This window comes from Desulfovibrio sp. MES5 (assembly GCF_002237645.1).
Lineage (GTDB): Bacteria > Desulfobacterota > Desulfovibrionia > Desulfovibrionales > Desulfovibrionaceae > Desulfovibrio.
In genome coordinates this window covers 60,996-86,652 of sequence record NZ_MJUZ01000005.1, presented here as the reverse complement: position 1 = coordinate 86,652, position 25,657 = coordinate 60,996, and the positions used below count along the sequence as shown (strand labels likewise).

Below are 25,657 nucleotides of genomic sequence, written 5' to 3'. Positions count from 1 at the left end.
GTGGAGTGCGATGGGGAGGGTTTGTTAGTTTTATTTGTGTAGGGGAGGGGTGGGAGGGTAGGGGCGGGGGTGGGGGTGGTGGGTGTGGGGGGGGGGTGGGGGTGGGGGGGGGGGGGGGGGGGGGGGGGGGGGGGGAAGAGGTTTTCTCACCACATCCCCCCCCCCCCCCCACCCACAAAGCATTTCAAGATAAAACTGCTCCAGAACACAACTTTAAACGCAATGGTTTTAACAGAAACGCTGCCCTTCACTTTTGCCGCAATGGGGGCTATACTTCCGCCTCACCGCGCGCATGTGCCGCGCCCTTTTTATCGGCGGCTCCGTAAGGCCGCCGGGCATCGCCCCAAGGAGAGCGAAAGACCATGAGCAAGAAGCTGACTGTTGCCGTTGTGGGCGCCACTGGCGCCGTAGGCCGTGAAATGCTCAAGACCCTTCACGAGCGCGAATTTCCCGCTACTGAAATACGTGCCTTTGCCTCCGCCCGTTCGGCGGGCACCAAGGTGCCCTTTGGCGAGCGCGAGCTAACTGTTGAAGAGCTGAAAGAAGACGTCTTTGAAGGCATTGATCTGGCCATTTTCTCCGCTGGCGGCGCCGCTTCGCAAAAATTCTCCCCCCACGCGGCCCATGCTGGCTGTGTTGTGGTGGACAATTCTGCAGCATGGCGCATGGATGACCGCTGCCCTCTGGTGGTGCCCGAAGTAAACGCCAGCGCCCTGGACGCGCACAATGGCATTATCGCCAACCCCAACTGCTCCACCATCCAGATGGTTGTGGCGCTGAAGCCCCTGCACGACGCCGCGAAAATCAAGCGCATCGTCGTGTCCACCTATCAGGCGGTTTCCGGCACGGGCCAGAAGGGCATTGAAGAGCTGGAACGGCAGGTGCGCGACCTTTTCAATGGCCGGGACCCCGAAAACAAGACCTATCCCTACCGCATCGCCTTCAACTGCCTGCCGCACATCGACGTTTTCCTTGAAAACGACTACACCAAGGAAGAAATGAAGATGGTTCACGAGACCGTCAAGATTTTCAACGATCCTTCGGTCAAGGTTACGGCCACCTGCGTGCGCGTGCCCGTGTTCTACTGCCATGCGGAGTCCGTCAACATCGAGACGGAAAAGAAAATATCGGCCCGCGACGCCCGCGTCATGCTTTCGCAAGCGCCCGGCGTGCGCGTGTTCGACAATCCCCGCGAGCTCATGTACCCCATGCCCGGCTACTGCGGCGGCGACGACGCCACCTATGTGGGACGCATCCGCGAGGACGAGACCATTGAAAACGGCCTCAACATGTGGATCGTGGCCGACAACATACGCAAGGGCGCGGCCCTCAACGCCGTGCAGATTGCCGAAGAGCTTGTGCAGCGTGAACTTGTGCGCGTGGCGGACAAAAACGTCTTCATGGCATAGAACGGCCTGCGTTTATACGCGCGTTCGCATCGCCAGATAAAAATACGCCTTCAGCGGGCGGACTGGGGAGCCACCCCGTCCGCCCATTGAGGAGACCCCCCTTGAAAGCTGTGGATGCCCAGACCTACCTGACGGCCCTGCTGGCCGCCCCCCGCCCCGGATCAGAGAACGTGCTGGCCTTCTATGACCACAGGGTGGGGCATATCTGCACAGACGCCAGCCTGCTGCTCTTGCCTCTGGACGACCATATCTGCCACAGGGGCGACGGCCTTTTTGAGAGCATCAGCTACCGTCAGGGCAGGCTGTTCAGCTTTGACCAGCACCTGGGCCGCCTCAAGGACGGCGCAGCCGCCCTGCAAATCACGCCGCCCTGCTCCTGGGACGAAATACGCGCCATTATTCTTGATGTTGCCCGTGCCGCAGCAAGCGAGCAGGGCGACATGCGCGTGTTCCTGAGCCGTGGCCCCGGCGGTTTCGGCATCAGCCCTTCGGAATGCCCGCAGGCCGGACTTTACATAGTGGCCCTGCGCAAAAACTTCGCGGGCGAAGCCTTTTATGAAAAAGGCCTCACCGCCTTTACCAGCGACATTCCGCCCAAGCAGGAATACCTCGCCCGCATCAAGAACACCAACTACCTGCCCAATGTCTTCATGGCTATGGAAGCCTCTCAAAAAGGCATGGACGTGGCCGTGACCTTTGACGAAAACGGCTTCATGGGCGAGGCCGCCACGGCCAACGTGGGCCTTGTGGACGCCCATGGCAGCCTGCTCTGCCCTGAACTCAGGCGCATCCTGCCCGGCACCACCATGCTGGCGGCCCTTGAACTGGCAGCGCGGCGCGTTCCCGATCCGCTGCCTGTGCTGGAACGGCCCATCCACAAAGACGAAGTCGCCACTGCCCGTGAAATGCTGCTTTTCACCAGTTCCACCCTGTGCGTGGGCGTTACGCATTTTGACGGCGCTCCCGTGGGCCATGGCGCGTGGCGCGGCAAACCCGGCCCCGTGGCCCGGTGGCTGCAAACGGCCCTGCTCGAACATCTGCTGGAACAAGGCACCCCCTTCTGATGCGTGTGCTGCTCATAGCCCTGCAAAACACCACACCCAGCCCCGCCAGCCCTGACGAACAGACGCGCTGGGCCGAGCTTGGTTCGCCCATGCGCACGGCCCGTATGGAAGAAGAACACGCTCTGGCGCTGGCCCGCAGCATGCGTGACGGCGGCAACTTTGCCCCCATGCTGGTCTGCCTTGAAAATTCCAGCCTGCATCGCCGCGCCGTACAACTCAACCTGCCCGTCATTCCCGTCAGCGGCGCGAGCGTACGCAACCCACTAAATTTATGGAAACTGTGGCGCTGGCAGCGCAGGCACCCCCGCCTGCTGGTGCAGACAGTGGGGCAGGACGCCATGCCCCTTGGCCGCAGCATCCTGCGCATGCGTGAGCCCGGCGCAACGCTTCTGTCCCACGCTTTTCTGCTGCGACCGCCCACGGCCCAGAGCATGACGGGCAAGCCTTTTTTGGCCGCGCACAAAATTCTTTGCGGCTCACAGCACATACTGGAGCGCCTGCCCGCCCCCGCAAGAATGGAAAGCGCCCGGGCTGAAAACGCCGTTACGGAAAACGCCGCAGCGGGAAGCGCCACGCCCCACTCAGACGGCACTGCAGATAATGACGCCGAAAAGGCGACCCTGCGTGCAGAGCGCGGCGAAAAAGGCCGGACGCTCCGCCTTGACGGCGACCTCCTCACCCTGATTGCTCCCGGCATGAGCCTGGACGACTTTACGCCCTCCTCTCCCTGGAAGCAGGCGCAGACATCTGAACCCGCCTCTGACGCAACAGCGCAACCCTGCGGCCAACGCTTTATTTTTGCCCTGGGCGACGCCATGACGCCGCGCTCCGGCGCGCAACTGGTGACGCGCGCCATGGCGGCCATGTGGCAGCGCGACGACCTGCCCACCTGGGAGGTACGCGCGCTTGGCGGCGGGCCCCGCTACGCCGAACTGCTGGAAGAGGCCGAAAACCTTGGCGTCAGTTCGCGCCTGTGCCTGCTCAACGAGCAACCCCTGCCAGAGGTTCTGCGGCGCTGCCATGCATGGCTGGCGCCTGGGTCCTCCCCCGATGAGCTGCCCGAAAGCCTTTGGGCGGGCGTGGCGGCCTTTCTGCCCACGGTGTGCAGCGCAAGCCCCCTGCACCGCGAACGCCTGCGCCTTAACGACAACAACCCGGATGACGTGGCGCTGCTGGTGGAAGAAAACGATCCCCAGGCTCTTGCCAAGGCCATGATAGACATCATGCAGGACGCGCCCCTGCGCCGCAGGCTTGCCGAAGGCGGCCAATCGCTGCGCAGTCATGTGGGGTTTGAATCCTTTGCTGCCAGGGCCTGCGCCCAATACCAGCAATGGTGCCGCCAGCTTGGCTGGCTGGAGCCGACGCCGCCCTCCACAGGCGATTCCCGGACTTGAGCAAATTTCTATGGAAGCATTGAGAATGGATATTCTCAATGCGAAAATGCTATAAAGGGCCTTCTGGAAACGCGCAGTTATTTCGTTTGGCAAGGCGCGATCTTTTTTTGAAGCAGGAGTGGACTCTTCCGTCCTCGACTGTTCAAAAAAAGTGAAGCAACGACGCCAAACGGAATAAATCAGCGTTTCCCTATACTGAAATACTATGACTTCTTATTTTTACATACAGCCCAGGAACAATGATGAAGTGTAAAATCTGCAAAGCCGAGGCCGTGGTTGCCCTGCGCAGCCACAATGCCGCCTTTTGTCCCGACTGCTACAAGGATTTTTTTTCCCGCCAGGTTGCCAAGGGCATTGAAGGCCAAAAGCTTTTCACCCGCGACGAGCGCGTGCTGGTGGCGCTTTCAGGCGGCAAGGATTCGCTGGCCCTCATGCTGGAGCTGTCGCTTCAGGGCTACAATGTCACGGGCCTGCACATCGACCTTGGCATTCCCGTTTCTTCCGCTGCCGCGCGCGGCGTGGTGGAGCGCTTCTGCGCCAAGCATGGCCTCAATCTGATGATCAAAGAAATGGTCGCCGAGGGCCTGCCCATTCCGGCGGTCAAAGAGCGTCTGAACCGCCCCGTCTGCTCTGCCTGCGGCAAGATCAAGCGCCATTTTTTCAACAAGGTCGCCCTGGATGAAGGCTTTGACGCCCTGGCCACAGGCCATAACCTCGATGACGAGGTGGCGCGCCTGTTCAGCAACACCCTGCGTTGGGATACCGCCTACCTTTCCGACCAAGGGCCATTGCTCGACAGCGAGCACGGCTTTTCACGCAAGGTCAAACCCCTCTGGCGGCTGTCGGAATTTGAAACCGCCAACTACGCCTTCTTGATGGGCATTGAAAACCATTATGCACCCTGCCCCTACAGCCCCGGAGCAAGCTTCACCACCCTCAAGGGACTGATGCAGAACCTCGAGGCCGCCATGCCCGGCCGCAAACTCGATTTTTATCAGGGCTTTCTCGCACGCGGACGGCCCGTCTTCGCCCGGCGCGAGGCCGAAGAAGGCATTGAACTGGCCCCCTGCACCCTTTGCGGCTACCCCACGTCCTCGGGCGAGACCTGCGGCGTCTGCCGCATCCGCGCCGCGTTAAAAGGCGAAGGCTAGAGCGGGCACGGTTTGGGATGTGTTGTTGGGGTATGCGGTACTGCTTTGTGGGGGACGGATCCTTTTGCAAAAGGGTCTCCTCCCCCACACCCCCACCCCCTAAAACTCTTATTGTCGTGGAGCATGTTAGCTTTGAATAAAGTAAGTTGCTCCAGTTGCAGCACAATGAATTTACTGATCTGAAGCGGGGCTCCAGGGGCAGGGGCTCACTACGGCACGCCATTTCAATGGCTATCTGCATCAAGCAACAGACTTTCAGCTGGTTACTGTCATAGATGAACGCAACAGGGCGCAGCCACACGGCTGCGCCCTGTTGTATATCCGCGATATTTATTCCTGAACGGCGCTCCCGCAGTCGCCGGAGCAAATTCAGGGGTAAACGGCTCTAACCCTCGTACTTTTTGAACACCACCGAGGCATTGTGCCCGCCAAAGCCAAAAGCGTTGGAAAGCGCGTAGGTAATGTCGGACTTCACGGCGACATTGCGGATGTGGTTCAGGCCGCATTCGTCATCGGGATTGTCCAGATTTATGGTGGGCGGCAGCAGCCCGTGCCGCAGGGCCTGCAAGGTAATGATCGCCTCAATGCCGCCCGCCGCGCCGAAAAGATGGCCCGTCATGGACTTGGTGGCGCTGACGCGGGCAGTGGCGAGGCACTGCTGAAAAACATCGCCAATGGCCTTGGCTTCAGACTTGTCGCCCTCCCGCGTGCCGGTGGCGTGGGCATTGATGTAGCCTATGTCGGCGGGGGTCACCCCGGCCTGTTTGATGGCCATGCTCATTGACCGGGCCGCGCCGTGAAAGTCCGGCGAGGTGATGTGGGCAGCGTCGCAGGTTGCGCCGTAGCCCGCCACTTCGCCCAGAATGGTCGCCCCGCGCCGCGTGGCGTGCTCAAGGTCTTCAAGCAGAAGCACGGCGGCCCCTTCGGACATGACAAATCCGTCGCGGTCGCGGTCAAAGGGACGGCTGGCCTGCGTCGGGTGGTCATTATTGGTGGACAAGGCCTTCATGCTTGAGAACCCGGCAAACAAGAAGGGATGGATGCCAGCATCGGACCCACCGGCCAGCATCATGTCGGCATAGCCGTGCCTGATGCTCAAAAATGCCTCGCCAATGGCGGAGTTTGCGGTGGCGCAGGCCGACACCGGAGCGTAGTTCGCCCCCTTGAAGCCCGTTTTGATGGCAATGACGCCCGAAGCCATATTGCTGATCATCATAGGAACCATAAAGGGCGAAACGCGGCGCGCGCCCTTGGCAAGAAAGGCCTCATGGTTGCGCATGATGGTCTCTATGCCGCCAACGCCCGACCCCACATACACGCCCGCCCGCTCGGCGTCCCAATCGTCGCCGGGATTGGCCATATCAAGGGCCTGCTTTGCCGCCGCATAGGCATACTGGATGTAACGGTCGTATTTCTTCGCTTCCTTGGCCTCCAGATAGGCTTCAGCGGGAAAGTCCCCGATCACGCCGCCAACCCTTGAAGCGCTTTCCGCAAAGGCGGGGTCTTCAAGTTTTTGTATGCCGGACGTGCCGGTTGAGATGTTCTTCCAGAGCGTTTCGACGTCATTTCCTGAAGGTGAAATGATGCCGCATCCAGTTACAACCACCTTACGCATATGCTCTCCTGAGCTTTGATTTTAACAATACCTTGCCTTGCGCCGGGCACAGCGGGCGCATGCAAACAGTGCGAACAAATACTCTCGATTGCCTGACACTAAAGCAGATGCGCCTTGAAACGGCGTACTTTCCGTAAACCATTGTCTCTGCCCCACGCTCCAGATCAAAACCCGTCTCGTACTACACGCATACCATAAGAATTTCAGGGGGTGGGGGCGTGTGGGAGGCGACCCTTTTGTTGAAGGATCCATCCACCACAAAACATTTCAAAGTTATTCTGCTCCATCTTGCGCCAGGGCGCTGACCTTGGCCAGCAGGCGCAGCAACTCTCGCGCCTCATCCTCTCCCAATCCGTCCAGCAGGGCCTGCTGCGCCTCTGCCCAGCAGGGCTCTGCGACAGCCAGACTGGCCTTGCCGCTGGCGGACAGGCGCACCATCTTTTTGCGCGTGTCGCCGGGGTTTGGCCCGGTTTCAACCAGACCGGCCTTTTCAAGCTTTTCCACATTGCGGGTGACCGTGGTCTGGTCCATGCCCAATATGCGCCCGATTTCGGTGATAAAGGGTTCGGGCATGGCGGCAATGGCCCTGAGCAGAGCAAACTGCGTGCCCCGCATGCCGCTTTTGGCAAAGTAGCGCCCATACATCTGCGAAAGCAGGCGGTCTGCCTTGCGGACATGCAAAGGAATGCAGGGAAAGGGCATTGGTTCTCCGTAGCATTTTTTATGTATATGCATCTATCGCAAAGCCAGCCGAAACGTCAATGTGGCCAATGCCGCCGCTATCCTTATGACCTGCGAATATTTTCTCTTTGTGGCGAGCGATCGCTTGACTTCATCTATTTTTGAAAATAGATTTCAATTTCGAAAAATACCCCCACCAGCTTCTTGTCGGCGGCTTTTTCTGTGCGAAGGCCGCAGGCAACTACAGGAGCGCCATAATGTCGGATTCCTATACCGCTGATGCCGTGTTGCCGTCAGCGCGCGCCAATATTGGCGGCCTTACCTACTCTTTGCGGTTCGCCATTGCGGGCAATCCCAACTGCGGCAAAACCACGGTTTTCAACGCCCTCACCGGCGCACGCCAGCATGTGGGCAACTACAGCGGCGTCACCGTTGAAAAAAAAGAGGGCATTATCCGCCATCAGGGGCAAAAGCTGGTGCTGGTGGACCTGCCGGGCACCTATTCGCTTTCCGCCTATTCGCAGGAAGAGGTGGTGGCCCGCAACGTGCTGCTGAGCGGAACGGTGCAGGCCGTCATAAATGTGGTGGATGCGGGTATTCTGGAACGCGGGCTGCTGCTCACGGCCCAGTTGCGCGAAATGGGCCTGCCCGTGGTGCTGGCCTGCAATATGATGGACGAAGCGAGAGCCGCAGGCATTGAAATAGACTTTATCAGGCTCTCCAGCATGATGGGCGCAAGCGCTTTGCCCACGGTGGGCACCAACGGCAAGGGGCTGCACGAGGCTCTTGACGCGGCGCGCGTCTGCGCCCTGGCCGATGATGAGCCTGACCCCGCCCTCGTCGGAGCGCAGGCCGCGCTTTGCCCACAGGTGAAGGCACAAGCCCTCCATATCAATTACGGCCCCTTGCTTGACCCGGCCCTGGCCCAGATGGAAGAACTCATCGCGGGCAGCAGCCGCATGGCCGCATCGCCCTATGCCCACTGCGCGCCGCGCTGGCTGGCCCTGAACCTTGCCCAGAGCGACCCGGAGGCCATACGCGCCATACACTCCGCAGACCCCACCCTGGCCGACTGGCTTGAAACCCTTTGCCGCGACCTGCACCAGACCCTGCGCGCGCAGGATGTGGACGTTGAAGGCCTTGTGGCCGACGGGCACAGCGCCTTTGTGCGCCAGGTCGCCGCCGCCTGCATCAGCAAAACCGGCAATCGCCAGCGCCTTGGCATGAGCGACCGGCTGGACAGGGTGCTGGCGCACGCGTTTTGGGGAGCGCTGGTCATGCTGGGCGTGCTTTACGCCATGTTTCAGATCACCATTGTGCTCGGTTCCTACCCGCAGGCATGGCTGGAATCCGGATTTTCCCTGCTGAGCGAAGTGGTGGGCTCGGCCCTGCCTGAAGGTCTGCTGTCGTCCCTCATTGTTGACGGCCTTATCGCAGGCGTGGGCGGCGTTCTCAGTTTTGTGCCTCTGGTGCTCATCATGTTCGCCCTCATCTCCATTGTGGAAGACAGCGGCTACATGGCCCGCATGGCCTATATCGCGGACAGGGTCTTTCAGATGTTCGGCCTGCACGGCGCTTCGGTGATGCCCTACATCATTTCCGGCGGCATTGCCGGGGGCTGCGCCATCCCAGGGGTCATGGCCACGCGCACCATGCGCAGCCCCAAGGAAAAACTGGCCACCATGCTCACCCTTCCCTATATGGCCTGCGGGGCCAAGCTGCCCGTGTACCTGCTGCTGGTGGGCACGTTTTTTCCCGAGAACGCGGCCAACATGATGTTCATGATCATCCTTCTTTCGTGGGCTTTCGCCTTTCTTGTGGCGCTTTTTCTGCGCAAGACCGTGCTGCGGGGCGAGGCCACTCCCCTTGTAATGGAAATGCCCCCGTACCGCCTGCCCACGGTGCGCGGCATCTGCATCCACTGCTGGGAGCGCACCTGGATGTATCTGAAAAAGGCCGGCACCGTGCTTGTGCCCCTGGCCATGCTCATTTGGGCGGGCATGACCTTTCCCGCCCTTGACCCGCAGCTGGCCCTGCCCTTTGAAAACGATATCGCCCGCCTGTCAGCGGCGCTGGAAAACCCGGAACTGGCCGAAGACGCGCACGCCGACCTTGAAGGCAGGCTTGGCAAGGCCGAGAAGGCCCTTAACGCCGAAAGGCTCCGGCATTCTTTTGCCGGGCAGTTGGGCACATGGCTTGAGGACGTGACGCAGCACGCGGGCTTCAGCTGGCGCACGGACGTGGCGCTCATAGGCGGCATTGCCGCCAAGGAGGCCATCATTTCCACCCTTGGCACGGCGTACGCTCTTGGCAAGCAGGATCCTGACGACGACGTTTCGCTGGCCGAACTTCTGCGCAAGGACCCGAGCTGGAACCAGGGTTCGGCACTGGCCCTGCTGGTTTTCGTCATGCTGTACGCGCCCTGCTTTGTGACCCTTGTGGTCATCCGGCAGGAATCCGGCAGCTGGAAATGGGTTTTCTTCAGCATCATTTTCAATACCCTGCTGGCCTTTGCTATGGCCGTGGGCATTTACCAGACCTATTGCGCCTGGATAGGAAACTGACATGGCTAAGGACGAAAAAAAGGAAGCCTGCATAGGCATCAACGCTTTTCTGAGCAGCGGCATCGTTGTGCTGGGACTCATATTTTCGGCCAGTTTTTTCTTTTACATGAACATGGCGCGCGATATCAGCGTGGCCAGCACCAGAATTTACGGCGCGTACCTGCCCCTTACCGAAGCCCTTGACCAGGCGGACAAACAGAAGAAAGACCTGTGGAGGCTCTTGGGCGAAGTGGTGCTTGCGGAGTCCAGCGCGCAGAGCCGCGAGGACTTGCAGGCGGCCATAGCGCAGCTGCGCAGGACGCCGCCGGGGGCCATTGTGCAGCGCCAGCACTGGGAAGGGGCCGTGAGCGCGCTTGAAAGGCTGGCCGCCCTGCACGCCCAGGCGCACGATCTGCAAGTCGGGCTTAACGGCCCGCCTGCCCCGCAGAAAGCCGGATTGCGGCACGACGAAGACCAGGCGGCCGACGGCAGCGCCGCATCGTATGCCGCAGGAAGTCTTGCCGCTGTGCGTCTGGCTATGGACGCGGCCCTGACCGACTTTACCTCAGCTCTGGCCAGCATTGAGGCGCGCCATCCCCTTGCTGACGAAATGCACGGACAGTTGCGGCGCACCGCCGCCCTGGCGCATGAGTTTGAAAACAGACTGCTGCTGGGTTTTCTCTTTCTCGGCGCGGGCATGACCTCGCTTTACGCCATCCTGCGCCTGCAACTGGCGCGCCCCCTGCGCGGCATCATGGCCTATCTCGACCAGTTGGGCACAGGCGTCAAAAAGCTGTTTCTGCCGCGCAGCCGCATTGTGGAGATACGCAATATCGCCTCCGCGCTGGACAATCTGAGCACCTATCTGAGCAAGGCCACCATACAGTCCAACAAACTGGTTTCAGAGCATGACCGCTTTCAGAAAATGTCGCTTGTGGACGGCCTCACCGGAGTGCGCAACCGCCGCTCCTTTGACGACAGCCTGCGCGGCCTCTGGCGTTTTGCGCAGGAACGGCAGCAGCCCCTGGCCCTCATCATGCTGGATGTGGACAAGTTCAAGATCTATAATGACAACTACGGCCACCAGGCTGGCGACGAATGCCTCAAGCGCGTCGCCGCAGCCATGAGCAGGGCCGCCCGCTCCACAGACGTGTGCGCCCGCTACGGCGGCGAGGAGTTTGCCCTGCTTCTGCCGGGAGCCGACACGCACACGGCCCGTGCCGTGGCCCTGCGCATACACAATGAGATAGAACGCGAGCAGTTGCCCCACCCCGCTTCGCCCGTAAACGGCTTTGTGACCGTAAGCCTGGGCGTGGCCAGCCTTGTGCCCGGCAAGGATGCGGGCAGCGACGGCAAGCTGCTGGTGCGCAACGCCGATGCGGCCCTGTACGACGCCAAATCCACCGGGCGCAACCGCACCCATATCTATGGGGAGGAGATGGCCTGCACCCCGGCACCGCAGCCAGCCTGAGTTGCGGGCATGCGCCTGCAGAAGAAGCCCCCCCACTACTGTGCGCGTATGGGGTTATGCGCTTATGGGGCTGACGCTTAACTGGCCGCACTTTTTCGGCCTTCCCTGCCGTACAGATATTTTCGCACAAAAACGCCCCGGCATGCGGCCAAAACCGCATGCCGGGGCGCATCAAGCTGAAGGGGCGACCTGCTTTGCCGAGCCAGAGCAGGTCAGGGTAGCGTTACCCCCTGCCTTCGTTCTTCATGTTTTCGATAAGTTCGCGCAGCACCTGCGCCTGGCGTGCGAGCTCGGCCACAGATGACGTCGACAAGCGCATGGCTTCGGAGGTTTCATAGGAGATGCGGTTCACTTCATCCACCGAGCGGTTGATCTCCTCGCTGGTGGCGGACTGCTGCTCCGCCGCCGTGGCTATGGAGCGCACCTGATTGGACGTTTCTTCCACCAGGGACACGATTTCCCGCAGGGCCTCGCCCGAGGCTCCGGCCAGTGCCGTGGCCGCGTCTATCCTGTTCACCACCTGCTCAACATGGCCCACGTTCTTGCGGGTTCCATTCTGTATTTCAGTAATGGCTTCTCCCACTTCGCGGGTGGCGCTCATGGTTTTTTCAGCCAGTTTGCGCACCTCGTCCGCCACCACGGCAAAGCCGCGCCCGGCCTCGCCAGCGCGGGCGGCCTCAATGGCGGCGTTGAGGGCCAACAGATTGGTCTGGTCCGCAATGTCTGAAATAACGCCCAGTATCTGCCCCGTGCTTTCGGCCTGCTTGCCCAGGGCGGTCATGTCTTCCTTGAGTTCCGTGGCCTGCTCCTGGGCATGCCCGATGCCGCTGATGACCTGCGAAACCACATTGGCGCCATCCGTGGCCCTGGATCTGGCATGGTCCGCCGAGGTGGCGGCCTCTGCGGCATTGCGGGCCACCGCGGTTACGGTGGAGTTCATCTCCTCCATTGCGGTGGCCGTTTCACTGGTGCGGACGCTCTGCTGCTCAGCCCCCCTGCTGGACTGGTCAACCTGGGCGGAAAGCGCTCCGGAAGCGTCGGTAATGGCCTTCACAACCCCCTCAAGACTTGAGGCGGCATGCAGCATGCCTTCGGCCTTGGCCTTTTCAGCGGCGGTGCGGGCTTTCTGCGCCTCTGCCGTGGCCTGGGCCGCGCGGTCGGACTCAAGCCTGGCCATGCTGGTTTTTTCGTCAGCCTGGGCTATCATGTCCTTGAGGCTTGCCACCATGGCGCGCAGGTTCTCCGCCAGTCTGCCAATCTCGTTGCGCGACCTGAGCAGCAGCGTGTTGTCCAACCTGCCCTCGGCCACCTCGGCCGCATAACCTTGCAGCTGGCGCAAGGGACGCACTGCAATCCTGTCCAGGGCAACAAGGGTAATGATGATGAGCGCCGCCACGGCAATGCCGCCGATGAGCAGCATGATGTTGCGCTGTTCACGGGCAGGAGCTTCAATTTCCCCCGTGGTCATGGTCACGCCCACAATCCAGTTCCAGTGAGGCACGCTGGCCCAGGCCAGGATACGCGCCTGCCCGTTGGGGTTCTTGTAGGCAAGGCCTCTGCCGGAGGGGCTTTTGAGCATGTCGGCAATACCCGGCTCGGCAGCAAAATTTTTGAGAATAAACTCGCTGTCGGGATGCCCTATCACGACGCCTTCGGGCGAGATGATGAAGGGGTAGCCCGTACTGCCCAGCTTGATGCTCTCAATGTAATTTTTCATGAGGCCCGCAATGTCGTAGGACATGCCCACGCCGCCGATGACCTTTCCGCTGTCGTCGAGCACGGGCGCTGTCACGCTGACAATGAGCTTGCCCGTGGCGTAGCTCATTGTGGCTGATGAGCTGAAGCCATCCTTGCCGGCCAGAGCCGCCTGGACATACGCGCGGTCGGCAAGACTGCTGAGCTTGCCCTCCTTGCCCTGCGTGCGCGTGATCAGCTGTTTGCCCTGAAGGTCAAAGAGGTAGAGCGTGTTTACGTCTGACGATGCCTGCGACATGACGGAAAGAAAGGTGGCTGCGCCTTCAATGCCCTCGCCGGAAACCAGAAAGGCCCTCACTCTTGGGGCCTTTGCCACGCCGCGCACCAGCATTGCCTGCTGCTGCCCGAAATCGGACAAAGACTTTGAGATGGTCTGCGCCATGAGGTGCATTTCGTGCGTGCGCACTTCCAGATTGGAGTCGTGACTGAGCTCGACCACAACTCCGACAAGCAGGGACTGGATTATAATGACAACCCCTCCCACAAGCAGCAGCATTGCTGTTCTGATGCTGGAAAACATCCTTTCCTCTCTTTGCAGAAGTTGGCAGCGCCTTTTCCGACGTTAGCGGCCAGACAGAACATTCTGCACATTCGGGTTTATGCCTGTATTCCGGGTCTGCCGAACCGGAATACAGGCAAAAAGAGATGCGGCGGCGCAACTCCTGTTACGCCACCGCATTTTATTGAACAAACTTTAGTATATCTATTTTTTTTGCAGCTTGAGCCTGCGCACCACGGCATCAGCGCCCATGCTGGCGAATTCCGCCACTTCGCGGCCATCCCTGGCGCTCTGGGGCAAAAGGAGTTCCGGCATGTTGGCGAGGCTCTTGTCAGGCGTGACGCCATATTCCGCCGGGAAAGCGTCACTGAAGTACATATCCTGAAAACCTGCGAACTTGAGCGCGTGGGCTGTGGCGTCCAGCACGGCATGCTCGTGGTCGCCCACAAGGCCGAGGGCGCGGGCGTTGCGCAGCCCGGCCAGGCACTCGCCGCCCTGGGTGCAGGCGATGTGGCCGTGGCGGTTGCCAACGATCATAGCGTCCATGATCTGCTGCTCGGTCACGCGCACCACCTGGAAGGCGCGCTCGCCGCCAGCTTCAATAAAGCGCTCGGCCAGCATGCGCACACGGGGGAAGGACACGGGATTGCCGATCATGGCCGCCTGGGCCACGCTGGGCTGCACGGTCACAGGCTGCCAGTGACGCGAACCCTTGGGGGCGTCGTAGTAGCGCCACACGGGGTCCGCATGCTCGGACTGCACGCCGAAAATGCGCGGCAGGCTGGTGATGATGCCAAGATCCAGCATCTTCAGCAGCCCGCACATGATGGCCGTGACGTTGCCCGCGTTGCCGATGGGCACAAAAAGGCACTGGTCGGTCATGTCCCAGCCATACCACTGGGCCACTTCGTAGGCATAGGATTCCTGACCCAGAATGCGCCAGCTGTTTTTGGAGTTGAGCAGGGCCACGCGGTAGTTCTCGGCCAGCAGTTCCACCACCTTCATGCAGTCGTCAAACACGCCCGGCAGTTCCAGCACGGTAGCCCCGCTGCCCAGGGGCTGGGCAAGCTGTTGCGGCGTCACCTTGCCGTGGGGCAGCAGCACAACGGACTTCAAGGGAGCGCCCACATAGGAGGCATACAGGGCGGCGGCAGCCGACGTGTCGCCCGTGGAGGCGCAGACCGTAAGCACTTCGTCCCACTTGTTGCGGCGGCAGAGCCACTTCAGATAACTGAAGGCGCAGGCCATACCCCTGTCCTTGAAGGACGCGCTGGGATTCTGGCCGTCATTTTTATAGGCAAAGGGCACGCCAACCTGATCGCGAAGGGCCGGGGCAGCCTCCACAATGGGCGTGATGCCTTCGCCAAGGTAGACGATGTCGTCTTCGTCCAGCAGCGGAGCCAGCAGTTCGTAATAGCGAAAAATACCCTTGAGGGCCGTCACACGGGTGGCGCTGCGGTCGTCAAAAACCTGCCGCCACTCTTGACCGCTGCGCTCCTTGAGCTTGGCGTAATCAAGGTTTTCCAGCAGAAAAACACCGCCACACTGGGGGCAGGTATACAGCAGGTCGTCGCCGGGGTAGCGCGCGCCGCAGTCAAGGCAGACATACTCCATGCGGCCGCGATAGGCCGGAAAATCCGCGTGGGCCATAAGACGAACTCCTTCTTGGTAAGCCGGGGGAAGGGAGACTTTGCGTAAAAAACCTTCTTCCCCCACCTTCGGATGCAAAAACATTTGCTGCCGAAGCCGCTTCACAGGCTTTTTACCCGCCCCGCGCCTTTTGCGCGGGACAATCCAACTATGCAGAGTTCCTGCCCGCAACGGGCAGGGCGCTATTTTTCGCTCTCGTCTTCGCTTTGCGGAGCGCAGGGAGCATCACACCGGCTCTTGCTTTTCTGCCAGCTTTTTTCGGTTCCGGCACGCAAGCGGACGATGTTTTCCCTGTGCTTCCAGACCACAACAGCCCATACGCCAAGGGCCAGCGGCAGCCACGTCCACTGGCTGCTGACGGCCAGCGCCACAGGCAGGGCCGTGACCAGCGTCAGCGAACCCAGCGACACAAAGCCGCTGCGCCAGATCGCCAGAAGGCACAGAACCGAAGCCGCAAGCAGCTGCCAGAAGGCGAGGGGCAGAAAAACGCCGATGCTTGTGGCCACCGCCTTGCCGCCCTTAAACTTCATAAAACAGGAAAAAACATGGCCCAGTACGCAGGCCAGGGCCACAATGCTGACGAAAACCGGGGAGGCGTTGATTCTGAAGGCCAGCCATACAGGCGCTGCGCCCTTGAGCACGTCGCACAAAAGCGTGACCACGCCCCACTTGAAGCCGCACAGGCGCGCCACATTGGTGGCTCCGGTATTACGGCTGCCGCTCTCTCTGGGGTCAACGCCGCAAAATGTTCTGGCAATGACCAGTCCCCACGGCGCGGAGCCGAGTACATAGGCCAGGGCAATCCATAAAACTTCCAGCATGGTTTTCTCCGCCATGTGCTGTTAGGCCATTTTTACCAATACTGCTGTCGCCACCCGTAAAGCTCCCCGACGGCCGCCAGGCGTATGGTCAATGACCACGCCACGGGCCAGCCGGACGGCCGCTGCCCAGATTGGGGGCCGCCCGCAATGGGTCGCCCACACAGAGGGGCCGTCCTTACAGTCAGGGCAAGCGCCCTCGCGCTACCCTGCCGTGGCCGCTTCCAGAATCATGATCTCGTTATACAGGGGGTGCACCTTGCCGATGCGCACATCCACCTGCAATCCGGGGTGCGCCCTGTCGTCAAAAAGTTTACGCCTGCCCCGTACAAACATGCCCTGATCCGGCAGGCTCACGCTCACAAAGGCGTCATTTTCCTCCGTGATCACGCCGGGCCACCACACCTTGTCGCCCTGCTGCCGGAAGAACAGCAGCTTCCAGTAACGCGGGCGGAAGCGCTGCACCTGTCCGGCCCCGTCCAGCGCGGGCGAAAGCGCGTGCAAAAGGCTCACAAGCGCGTCTTCGCTCCAGCGGGGCTGCCCTGTGCACAAGAAATGCACCACCTGGGCCTCGTTGACAAGATCAGGATACCTGCGCAAGGGCGAAGTCACGGGCGTGTAACGGTCAAGGCCCAAAGCCGCATGAGGCCGCGCCTGCACCTCAAGCCCAGAGGGCGTCAGCGCCCGCATTATGCGCGTCATGTCCTGGGGTGTGCTCCAGACGCCCGCGTATTCACGGGGCAAAACCACGTCCTGCACCCGGTGCAGCATGGCCATGCCGCGCTCACGAGCCCAGTGGGCCACTGCAGCGCTGGCAAGAATCATCATTTCCGCCACCAGCATCTGCGCATCGGGCGCGCAGTAGTCAGGCCCCACATGCACGCGCACGTCGGCCCCTTCGCCCTCAAGCGATATGGCGGGATCGGGCCTGTCCATCACCACGGCCCCGTCTTCAATGCGGGCGCTCTGGCGTTTGCGGGCCAGTTCAAGCCCGACGGAGAGTTGTCCGGCATGGGCGGCGGCGGGGTTGTCGGGCAGGTCGGCGCCCTCGGACTGCGCATCCAGCACGGCCTGGCTGTCGCGATAGGTCAGGTTGGCGGCAAGGCGCACGCGGGCCAGATACGTCCGGCAGGAACCGTAACGGCCATGGGCGTCCACCGGAACCTCCACGCACAGCGCGGGGCGGGGCTCATTGGCAACAAGGGAGTAGGCGGCCGTACCCAGAACTTCCGGCAGCATGTGGCAATCGCCTTCAGGCAGGTAGATGCTTGTGCCGCGGTGCAGCACAGCCTTGTCCAGAGCGCTGCCAAAGGGCCAGTACAGGGCGGGGCAGGCCAGTGCCAGAGTCAGCAGATAGCCGTCGTCCGTGGTCTGCACATGAAAGGCGTCGTCAACGTCACGGGTGCTGGCGCTGTCTATGCTGACAAAGGGCAGCGGACTTTCGGGCAGCGGCCCGGGCTCAAAAAGCAGGGAAAGCGCCGGGGCGACAGCAGGGATGGACGCGGCGGCATCGTCGCACATGCAGGGCGTTGGCGCGGCAGGGGCAAACAGCGCTGCATCGGGCATATCGCCGCTCTCGGCGGCGCGAACCAGCGCGTCCACTTCCTCGCGGTGCGCCGTCCACCAGTCGTCGCCGGAGGCGTAGCCCGCGCGGTCCAGCCAGAAATTGTAGTGCGGCGGCACCTTGCCCCAGGCCACCAGCAGTTGCAGGGGCAGGTGAGGCACGTCAGGCAGCCCCTTGCCAAGGGTGCGCCACAGGGCGTCAAACTCCTGCCCTTCAGGATCAACCATACGGGAGCGCAGCACTTCTTCAAGACTTTCCGCAACGTCTGCGGGCGGCCACTCGCCGCTGCTCGCGCCTTCCGCCGGAGGCGGCGGCAGTTCGCGCTTACGGCAGGCCACGTCCCAGAGCATGCGCAAAAAAGCCGCGCCGCCCGCGATAAGGGCTTCACGTTCAAGGCGGTTTTTTTCTTCCGCCAGGCGTTTTTCAACCATGTCAGCGGGAAAGACCTGAAAGTCCGGCGGCTGAAAGCGAAAATGGCTTTTGCACGCCAGCAGGGCGCGGCCATAGGCGGAAACCTGATCCGCAGAGGGGTCGGAGGAAAAAAGCTCGGCAAACCACGTGGCAGGGGCCACGTTTACCTCGCCCTGCGCCAGCTCCCACACGTCCATGACGGGCACGTCGCTGGCCAGGTCCTCACGGCATTTTTTATGCTGTTCAAGCAGGCGCACAGCCTCGTCGCGGCCAAGATCCGCCCCGTGCAAGGGGCCGAGCCAGGGCAGCAGGCGCGAGGCATTGAGCCGCGTTTCACGGCGGTTGGGCAAAAGAAGGCGTAAACGTCCCCCGGCCTCTTCAGTAATCAGGGCAATCTGAACAGCATTGCCCTCCAAATATTCCACCACGCAGCCCGGCGCTGGATAGCGCACACAATCCGACATGCCTGCTCCTTCAGAAGGCGCGCCAGACAAGCCTTGCCGCCGCACGCCTTCGACAGGGACAATCCTTTATTTTTGTTCTTCTGGCAAGTGCCTGCGTGGCGGCACAACCATACGGCAGCCATTTTAATGCGGATTTTTACTGAAACGCCAGCGCGCGTACGTTCCCCTGTTTCCGCCGTGACGGGCGCATACGGGCATTGCCCGCCACCTGGCGGCCATGCCGGGCAATGCCAGCGAACTGGCGCGCCCCGCGCATACTGGACGGGGAATCGCGAAGCCGCTATAAAAGCGTTCCACGGACAACTTTTTTCCGCGCGCACAGCGCGAGCCGGCGGGAGCATATGAGCAATATCATCCATCAAAGCGGAGGCAGCCGCACCCTGGCCATGCAGGAGCCTGAAAAACCACAGCTCTACCGCGAACTTTTTCCCTATACCAGCATTTGCCGCACGTCCTTTGACGAAGTGCTGCTCGCTCCGCGCCCTGCGGAACAGATGCGCATCACCGACACCACCTTTCGCGACGGCCAGCAGGCGCGCCCGCCCTATACGGTCAAGCAGGTGGCCAAGATGTTTGACTTTCTGCATCGTCTTGGCGGCAAAACCGGGCTCATCACCGCTTCGGAATTTTTTCTTTACTCCGCCAAGGACCGCAAGTGCATCGACGTGTGCCGCGCCAGGGGCTACCGCTTTCCCCGGGTGACGGCCTGGATACGCGCCACCAAGGATGACCTCAAGCTGGCCCGCGATATGGAATTTGACGAAACCGGCATGCTTACCAGCGTGTCGGACTACCATATTTTTCTCAAACTGGGCAAAACCCGCCAGCAGGCCATGGACATGTATGTGGGCATGGCCGAACAGGCGCTGGAATGGGGCATCATACCCCGCTGTCACTTCGAGGACATCACCAGGGCCGATATTTACGGCTTCTGCCTGCCCCTGGCCCAGCGGCTTATGGAGCTTTCAAGCCAGAGCGGCATGCCGGTCAAAATCCGCCTGTGCGACACCATGGGCTATGGCGTGCCCTACCCCGGCGCGGCGCTGCCCCGCTCGGTGCAGCGCATCGTGCGCGCCTTCACCGATGAGGCGGGCGTGCCTGGCCAGTGGCTTGAGTGGCACGGGCACAACGACTTTCACAAGGTGCTGGTCAACGGCGTTACCGCGTGGCTGCATGGCTGCGGCGCGGTCAACAGTACGCTTTTCGGCTTTGGCGAACGCACCGGCAACACCCCGCTGGAAGCCCTGCTGATTGAGTACATTTCCCTCACGGGCGACGACGCCGCAGCGGACACCACCATTCTGGACGAAGTGGCCCAGTTTTTTGAAAAAGAACTGCACTACCGCATCCCCCACAACTATCCCTTTGTGGGGCGCGACTTCAACGCCACCAGCGCGGGCGTGCATGCCGACGGCCTGGCCAAGAACGAAGAAATCTACAATATCTTCGATACCAACCATTTGCTTGGCCGCCCCGTGCCCATCATTATTACCGACAAAACGGGCCGCGCTGGCGTGGCATACTGGATCAACACCAACCTCAAGCTTGAAAAAGACCAGCAGGTCTCCAAAAAGCACCCTGCCGTGGGCAGCATTTATGATGCCATCATGGCCGTTTACGAAGAGACCGGGCGCACCACCCACTTCTCGCACGAAGAAATGGAAGCTCTGGTGCAAAAGTTCATGCCCGAACTCTTCGCTTCGGAATTTGACCACATGAAGCAGCTTGCGGGCGAGCTGGCCGCCAACATCATTGTGCGGCTCGTGCGCAACAAGGATTTGCTGGACTTCGGCAAAAAGGCCTGCGGCAGACTGGACGAATTCGTACGCGAATACCCCTTTATCCAGTACTGCTACCTCACGGACGCCCAGGGTCGCCTCAAATGCTCGGCCATTACCGACCCCGTGTACAAGGAAACCTACGAAGCCCTGCCCATTGGCTACGACTTCTCCGGCCGCCAGTGGTTCAAGATGCCCATGCAGAGCGGCGACCTGCACATCATGGACGTGTACCAGTCGCACTTCACGGGCAAGCTCATCATCACCGTTTCCTGCGCCGTCACTGACGAAAAGGACAAGATCGTCGGCGTCATCGGCGTGGACATCCAGCTTGAGGAACTGCTCAAGCGTGCGCGTTCGCTCCAGCACGAAGTGGACGAGCACGAAGACGGCGACTAGCGTTATCAGATGGGCCGGGTAAGAGCAGTTTCACTTTTTAAAAGCTGCTCTGGCGGCTGCGGGAGCAGACGCCCGCCGCAAAGGTGCAAGCGCAATTTACTTGCGCGGTTAAGCACCGAAGCGAGCGTATCTTGAACTTTGAGAATGAACATTCTCAAAGTTACTCTGATTCAAGGTGCCCGGCCTGTTTCATATTCACTGACACTCAAAAGGACAGGGGAACATGCGCAAGACAGTGTACTGGATTGAAGGCGACGGCATCGGCCCGGAAATCTGGCAGGCCGCCCGCCCGGTTATCGAAGGGGCCATCCGCGCCGCCGGGGCCGACCTTACCCTTGACTGGGTGGAACTGCTGGCCGGCGACAAAGCCGTGAAAGAAACGGGCCACCCCCTGCCCGACGCCACCCTTGAAGCCCTGCGCCATGCCGAACTCGCCATGAAGGGCCCCCTGGGCACCCCCGTGGGCACGGGCATACGCAGCCTTAACGTGGCCCTGCGCCAGACCCTTGACCTCTACGCCTGCATCCGCCCCGTGCGGCACTTTGAAGGCCTGGAAACCCCGGTCAAGCATCCAGATCGCGTCAACATGGTTATCTTTCGCGAAAATACCGAAGACGTGTACGCGGGAGTGGAATTTGCCGCCAATACCCCCGAAGCCCGCAAGCTTATCGCCTTTCTGCGTGACGAACTCGGCGTGACCAAGGTGGGCGATACTGCCGCCGTGGGCATCAAGCCCATGACAGAAGCCGGTTCCAAGCGTCTTGTGCGCCGCGCCCTGCGCTTCGCCCTGGACCAGAAGCAGGAAAGCCTCACCCTTGTGCACAAGGGCAATATCATGAAATTCACCGAGGGCGCTTTTCGCCAGTGGGGCTACGATGTGGCCGCGCAGGAATTCGGCGACCTCACCTGCACCGAAAAAGAACCCGTGCCCGGACGTCTGGTGGTCAAAGACCGCATAGCCGACGCCATGTTCCAGGAGGCCCTGCTGCGTCCTGAACAGTATCAGGTGCTGGCCACCCCCAACCTCAACGGCGACTATATCTCCGACGCGCTGGCGGCGCAGGTGGGCGGCCTTGGGCTGGCCCCCGGCGTCAACATGTCCGACACCCTCGCCTTTTACGAGGCCACACACGGCACAGCCCCCACCATCGCAGGCAAGGACAAGGCCAACCCCGGCAGCGTCATCCTGTGCGGAGCGCTCATGCTGGAACATCTGGGCCAGCACGAAGCGGCAAACCGCATCCGCGAGGCCGTGGGCAGAGCCATCACGGGCAAGTCCGTCACCGAAGACCTGGCCGCGCAGGTCACCGGCTCCCGCGTGGTGGGCTGCAAGGAATTCGGCGACATTATCGGAGCATATCTGTAGCAGGCCCTACAGGAGAAGGTGCCCCGGCCTGAGACTGCCGAGGCAGGGCCGGGGCCCCTTCTCCTTAAAGCGGAAAAGCGTGGCCGCGTTGAGTGAGGCATGTTCACGGCTGACAGCGCTCCCGTTACGGCCCGTTACAACACGTTTCAGCGCGGGCAAACCGCACTTGCGCCCGCACGCGAGCGCTGTTCCCGCAGTCGCCTGAACAGTTCGGCGTGCCATTGCTCCAGGCCGTCCGCACGGCATGCGGTGCCGCAGCAACGTGAAACGGCCCCAGGGCCGCTGCCTGAACGCCGCGAGTAGCTTGCGACGAGTGGCTAACGACGAGTACGTGGCGCTGGCGTGCCTGCTGCCTGTACGTCCTTCTTTTCATCTCCAAGGTTGTTGTCATGATTTCACTGGAAACCCTGCTGCTCTTCATACCCATGGCGGCCATACTGGTGATGTTGCCGGGGCCCGACTTTGCCCTCATCGCCAAGATATCCCTGCTCAATGGCCGCCCGCAGGGGCAGGCCGCCGCCTGCGGCGTGGCCCTTGGCATCTGTGTGCACACTACCGCCGCCATGCTGGGCATATCCGCCATTATCGCCCAGTCCATGCTGTGGTTCAGCATACTGAAGTATATAGGCGCGGCCTACCTTATCTGGCTTGGCGTCCAGGCCCTGCGCCACAACGGAGCCGTCAGCGCCGCTGTGGTGAAAACTGCGCCGCGTGACGGCGAAAGTGCCCGTGCAGATGCCAGGGCAGATGCTCGCGGAGAGGCTCATCATGGCACTGCTGCAGATTCTGCTGCAACGCAGCGCCTTTCGCCCCGCCGATGGTGGAGGTTTTTCTGGCAGGGCTTTTTGACCAATGCCCTCAACCCCAAGGCCGTCATCATTTTTTTGACGTTTCTGCCGCAGTTCACCAACCCCCATGCTCCGCTGGCGCCCCAGTTTCTGGAGCTTGGCGGCATCATGTCGGCCCTGTGCCTTTTCTGGTACGTCCCCCTAGCCTACATGCTGGGCCGGGTGCGCCACGTTTTTGAAAACAGCCGCTTTCAGCTCTGGCTGCAACGCTTTACAGGTTTCGTCTTCATAGCCTTCGGCCTCAAACTGGCCGCGGCGCAGTCCCGCTAACCAGCGTCGCGCCAGCGACCCCAAAACCCAGCAGGAAGGTCTGCCACCATGATTGAACTCATAAGCAATGCCATTGTCATTGACGGAAACTCCATCGTCAGTGCCGAAGAGGCCCGCGCAAAGGGTGTGGATGTGGAAGCCGCGCGCAAAAACAGCCTGGCTGCCCGCATTCTTGCCGCGCATAATACCGTTGACCAGAACGAGGACGTGTTGCGCATCCGTTTCGACGCTCTCGCCTCCCACGACATTACCTACGTGGGCATCGTCCAGACGGCCCGCGCCAGCGGTCTTACGGAATTTCCCGTGCCGTACGCCCTCACCAACTGCCACAACAGCCTCTGCGCCGTGGGCGGCACCATCAATGAGGACGACCACCTTTTCGGTCTCGCGGCCGCGCAGAAATACGGCGGCATCTTCGTACCCCCGCACCTTGCTGTCATCCATCAGTATGTACGTGAAATGATGACCAAATGCGGCGGCATGATTCTTGGTTCCGACAGCCACACCCGCTACGGCGCTCTCGGCGTCATGGCCATTGGCGAAGGCGGCCCGGAACTCGTCAAGCAGCTTCTTGGCAAAACCTATGACGTGGCCAATCCGCAAAAAATCGCCGTATGGCTTGAAGGCGCGCCGCGCCCTGGCGTCGGCCCGCAGGACGTGGCCCTCGCCCTTATCGCCGCCGTGTTCAAGAACGGCTTTGTGAAAAACAAGGTGCTGGAATTTATGGGCCCCGGCGTTGCAGGCCTTTCGGTGGAATACCGCTGCGGCATCGACGTCATGACCACGGAAACCACCTGCCTTTCGTCCATCTGGACCACGGACGACAAAGTGCGCCAGTACCTTGAAAAGCACGGCCGCGCCCAGGATTACGCGGAACTGCGCCTCGAAGGCCCGGCCTGTTATGACGGCCTCATCCGCATTGACCTTGGCAAGATCGTGCCCATGATCGCTCTGCCCTTCCACCCCAGCAATGCCTACCCCGTGGCCGAAGTGGTGCGGCACGCTCCCGAACTGCTGGCCCAGGTTGAAGACGAAGCCCGCAAGCAGTTTGGCGACGCCGCCAAGGGGCTGAACCTCTGCGGCAAGATCCGCGACGGCGGCGTGTGGGTGGACCAGGGCATCATTGCCGGCTGCGCTGGCGGCAGTTTTGAAAACATCACGCTGGCCGGCGCCATCCTTGACGGCAAGAGCACGGGCAACCTGGCCTTCAGCCTGTCCGTCTACCCTGCCAGCGAACCGCAGGGCCTTGCCCTGGTCAACAACGGTTCCACGGCCAAGCTCATGGCCGCTGGCGCTGTGCTCAAAAACGCCTTCTGCGGCCCCTGTTTCGGCGCGGGCGACACCCCGGCGCACGGCGCGCTGTCTATCCGGCACACCACGCGCAACTTCCCCAACCGCGAGGGCTCCAAGCCGTCCAACGGCCAGCTTTCAGCCGTGGCCCTTATGGACGCGCGCTCCATTGCCGCCACGGCGGCCCACGGAGGCCGCCTGACCCCGGCCACTGACCTTGACTGGTCCGCGCCCGGCCTTGCCGACGTGAACCTCGACTACCGCTTTGAGCCGCTCATCTACCATCGCCGCGTATACAACGGCTTTGGCAACCCCAAGCCCGAAGTGCCCCTGATCTTTGGCCCCAATATCGCGGACTGGCCCGCCATGAGCGCCCTGCCGGAACACCTGCTGCTCCAGGTGGCCAGCGTCATTACCGACCCTGTCACCACCACGGACGAGCTTATCCCCTCGGGCGAAACCTCGTCGTTGCGCTCCAACCCCCTCAAACTGGCGGAATACACCCTGTCGCGCAAAGACCCCGGCTATGTCGAGCGCGCCAAGGCTGTCGACGCCATGGAAAAGGCGCGGCTTGCCAATCCGGCTAATCCTGAACTCGTGGCCCGCGCCCGCGCCCTTTTCGCCCTCTGCGGGCTGGACATCATGCAGGGAGCCTCCGACCTCAGGAACGTGGGCCTCGGGTCCACCATCTTTGCCGTGAAACCCGGCGACGGTTCGGCCCGCGAGCAGGCTGCGTCCTGCCAGAAGGTGCTCGGCGGATGGGCCAACCTGGCCGTGGAATACGCCACCAAGCGTTACCGCTCCAACCTTATCAACTGGGGCATGCTGCCCTTCATTACTGACGCCGATCTTGCCGCGACCCTCAAGGTGGGCGACTGGCTGGCCGTGCCCGACGTGCGCAAGGCCGTGCAAAACGCCGAGCCCACCATACTGGCCTACGTCGTGCGCGAAAACGGCAACGCCGAGCAGATAGCGCTTACCCTCAAGGACCTGACCGATGACGAGCGTCAGATCATCCTCGATGGCTGCCTGATCAACTTTTACAATTCTACGCGCAAACAATAGGCGCGCAGCCCTTTAGACGAATTGGCTTGAAGTTTTTGTGTGGGAGGGGCCCTTTTGCAAAAGGGTCCCCCCCCACAGAGCAACCTCCTCCACAAAGCATTCCATATTGACAGCGCATGGCGCGCAAAAAAGCCGTCAGCCCAAATGGGCTG

General features: G+C 61.4%; 16 protein-coding genes. 10 read left to right on the top strand and 6 right to left on the bottom strand.

Annotated features, from left to right (window positions below; genetic code table 11):
- Positions 1-362: 362 nt before the first annotated feature.
- From BCS36_RS01790 to BCS36_RS01775, 4 genes are all read left to right on the top strand, one after another.
- Positions 363-1,409, top strand: coding sequence for an aspartate-semialdehyde dehydrogenase (locus BCS36_RS01790; RefSeq protein WP_291301213.1), 1,047 nt, complete (start codon positions 363-365; stop codon positions 1,407-1,409).
- A 101-nt stretch (positions 1,410-1,510) separates the two neighbouring features.
- Complete coding sequence (locus BCS36_RS01785) at positions 1,511-2,473, top strand: aminotransferase class IV (protein ID WP_291301212.1); 963 nt, start codon at positions 1,511-1,513, stop codon at positions 2,471-2,473.
- Complete coding sequence (locus BCS36_RS01780; RefSeq protein WP_291301211.1) at positions 2,473-3,867, top strand: glycosyltransferase; 1,395 nt, start codon at positions 2,473-2,475, stop codon at positions 3,865-3,867. Before BCS36_RS01785 ends, BCS36_RS01780 begins: the two co-directional genes overlap by 1 nt.
- Positions 3,868-4,109: 242 nt before the next feature.
- Positions 4,110-5,018, top strand: coding sequence for an ATP-binding protein (locus BCS36_RS01775; protein ID WP_291301210.1), 909 nt, complete (start codon positions 4,110-4,112; stop codon positions 5,016-5,018).
- A 385-nt stretch (positions 5,019-5,403) separates the two neighbouring features.
- On the opposite strand, the gene fabF is transcribed toward BCS36_RS01775, so the two are convergent.
- Both fabF and BCS36_RS01765 read right to left on the bottom strand, forming a co-directional pair.
- Positions 5,404-6,633 carry a beta-ketoacyl-ACP synthase II gene (fabF, locus tag BCS36_RS01770; protein WP_291301209.1) on the bottom strand — a complete coding sequence of 410 codons (1,230 nt, stop codon included), beginning with the start codon at positions 6,631-6,633 and terminating at the stop codon, positions 5,404-5,406.
- A gap of 273 nt (positions 6,634-6,906) precedes the next feature.
- Positions 6,907-7,335, bottom strand: coding sequence for a MarR family winged helix-turn-helix transcriptional regulator (locus tag BCS36_RS01765; protein ID WP_291301208.1), 429 nt, complete (start codon positions 7,333-7,335; stop codon positions 6,907-6,909).
- Positions 7,336-7,571: 236 nt separating this feature from the next.
- On the opposite strand from BCS36_RS01765, the gene feoB reads away from it, so the two are divergent.
- Positions 7,572-9,878 (top strand): ferrous iron transport protein B, encoded by a 2,307-nt coding sequence (feoB, locus tag BCS36_RS01760; protein ID WP_291301207.1) that lies wholly within the window; start codon positions 7,572-7,574, stop codon positions 9,876-9,878.
- Position 9,879: 1 nt separating this feature from the next.
- Positions 9,880-11,328: a diguanylate cyclase gene (locus BCS36_RS01755; RefSeq protein ID WP_291301206.1), complete on the top strand. Its 1,449-nt coding sequence runs from the start codon at positions 9,880-9,882 to the stop codon at positions 11,326-11,328.
- 223 nt (positions 11,329-11,551) lie between these two features.
- Here BCS36_RS01755 and BCS36_RS01750 read toward each other — a convergent pair whose 3' ends face one another.
- The 4 genes from BCS36_RS01750 to BCS36_RS01735 form a co-directional block, all read right to left on the bottom strand.
- Entirely contained in the window at positions 11,552-13,603 is a 2,052-nt protein-coding gene (locus BCS36_RS01750) for a methyl-accepting chemotaxis protein (protein ID WP_291301205.1), read from the bottom strand.
- Positions 13,604-13,786: 183 nt separating this feature from the next.
- Positions 13,787-15,232 (bottom strand): threonine synthase, encoded by a 1,446-nt coding sequence (gene thrC, locus BCS36_RS01745; protein ID WP_291301204.1) that lies wholly within the window; start codon positions 15,230-15,232, stop codon positions 13,787-13,789.
- 182 nt (positions 15,233-15,414) lie between these two features.
- Positions 15,415-16,053, bottom strand: coding sequence for a glycerol-3-phosphate 1-O-acyltransferase PlsY (plsY, locus tag BCS36_RS01740; RefSeq protein WP_291301203.1), 639 nt, complete (start codon positions 16,051-16,053; stop codon positions 15,415-15,417).
- A 201-nt stretch (positions 16,054-16,254) separates the two neighbouring features.
- Positions 16,255-18,489 carry a ribonuclease catalytic domain-containing protein gene (locus BCS36_RS01735; protein WP_291301202.1) on the bottom strand — a complete coding sequence of 745 codons (2,235 nt, stop codon included), beginning with the start codon at positions 18,487-18,489 and terminating at the stop codon, positions 16,255-16,257.
- Between the two features lie 341 nt (positions 18,490-18,830).
- Between BCS36_RS01735 and BCS36_RS01730 the strand changes: the two genes are divergently transcribed.
- The 4 genes from BCS36_RS01730 to BCS36_RS01715 all read left to right on the top strand — a co-directional run bounded on the left by BCS36_RS01730 (position 18,831) and on the right by BCS36_RS01715 (position 25,505).
- On the top strand, positions 18,831-20,666 hold the full coding sequence (locus tag BCS36_RS01730; RefSeq protein ID WP_291301201.1) for a cache domain-containing protein: 1,836 nt from the start codon (positions 18,831-18,833) through the stop codon (positions 20,664-20,666).
- 223 nt (positions 20,667-20,889) lie between these two features.
- Positions 20,890-22,032, top strand: a complete 1,143-nt coding sequence (gene icd, locus BCS36_RS01725; RefSeq protein ID WP_291301200.1) for an NADP-dependent isocitrate dehydrogenase — start codon at positions 20,890-20,892, stop codon at positions 22,030-22,032.
- Between the two features lie 389 nt (positions 22,033-22,421).
- On the top strand, positions 22,422-23,150 hold the full coding sequence (locus BCS36_RS01720; protein WP_291301199.1) for a LysE family translocator: 729 nt from the start codon (positions 22,422-22,424) through the stop codon (positions 23,148-23,150).
- Positions 23,151-23,198: 48 nt separating this feature from the next.
- Positions 23,199-25,505, top strand: coding sequence for a hydratase (locus BCS36_RS01715; protein ID WP_291301198.1), 2,307 nt, complete (start codon positions 23,199-23,201; stop codon positions 25,503-25,505).
- Positions 25,506-25,657: the final 152 nt, after the last annotated feature.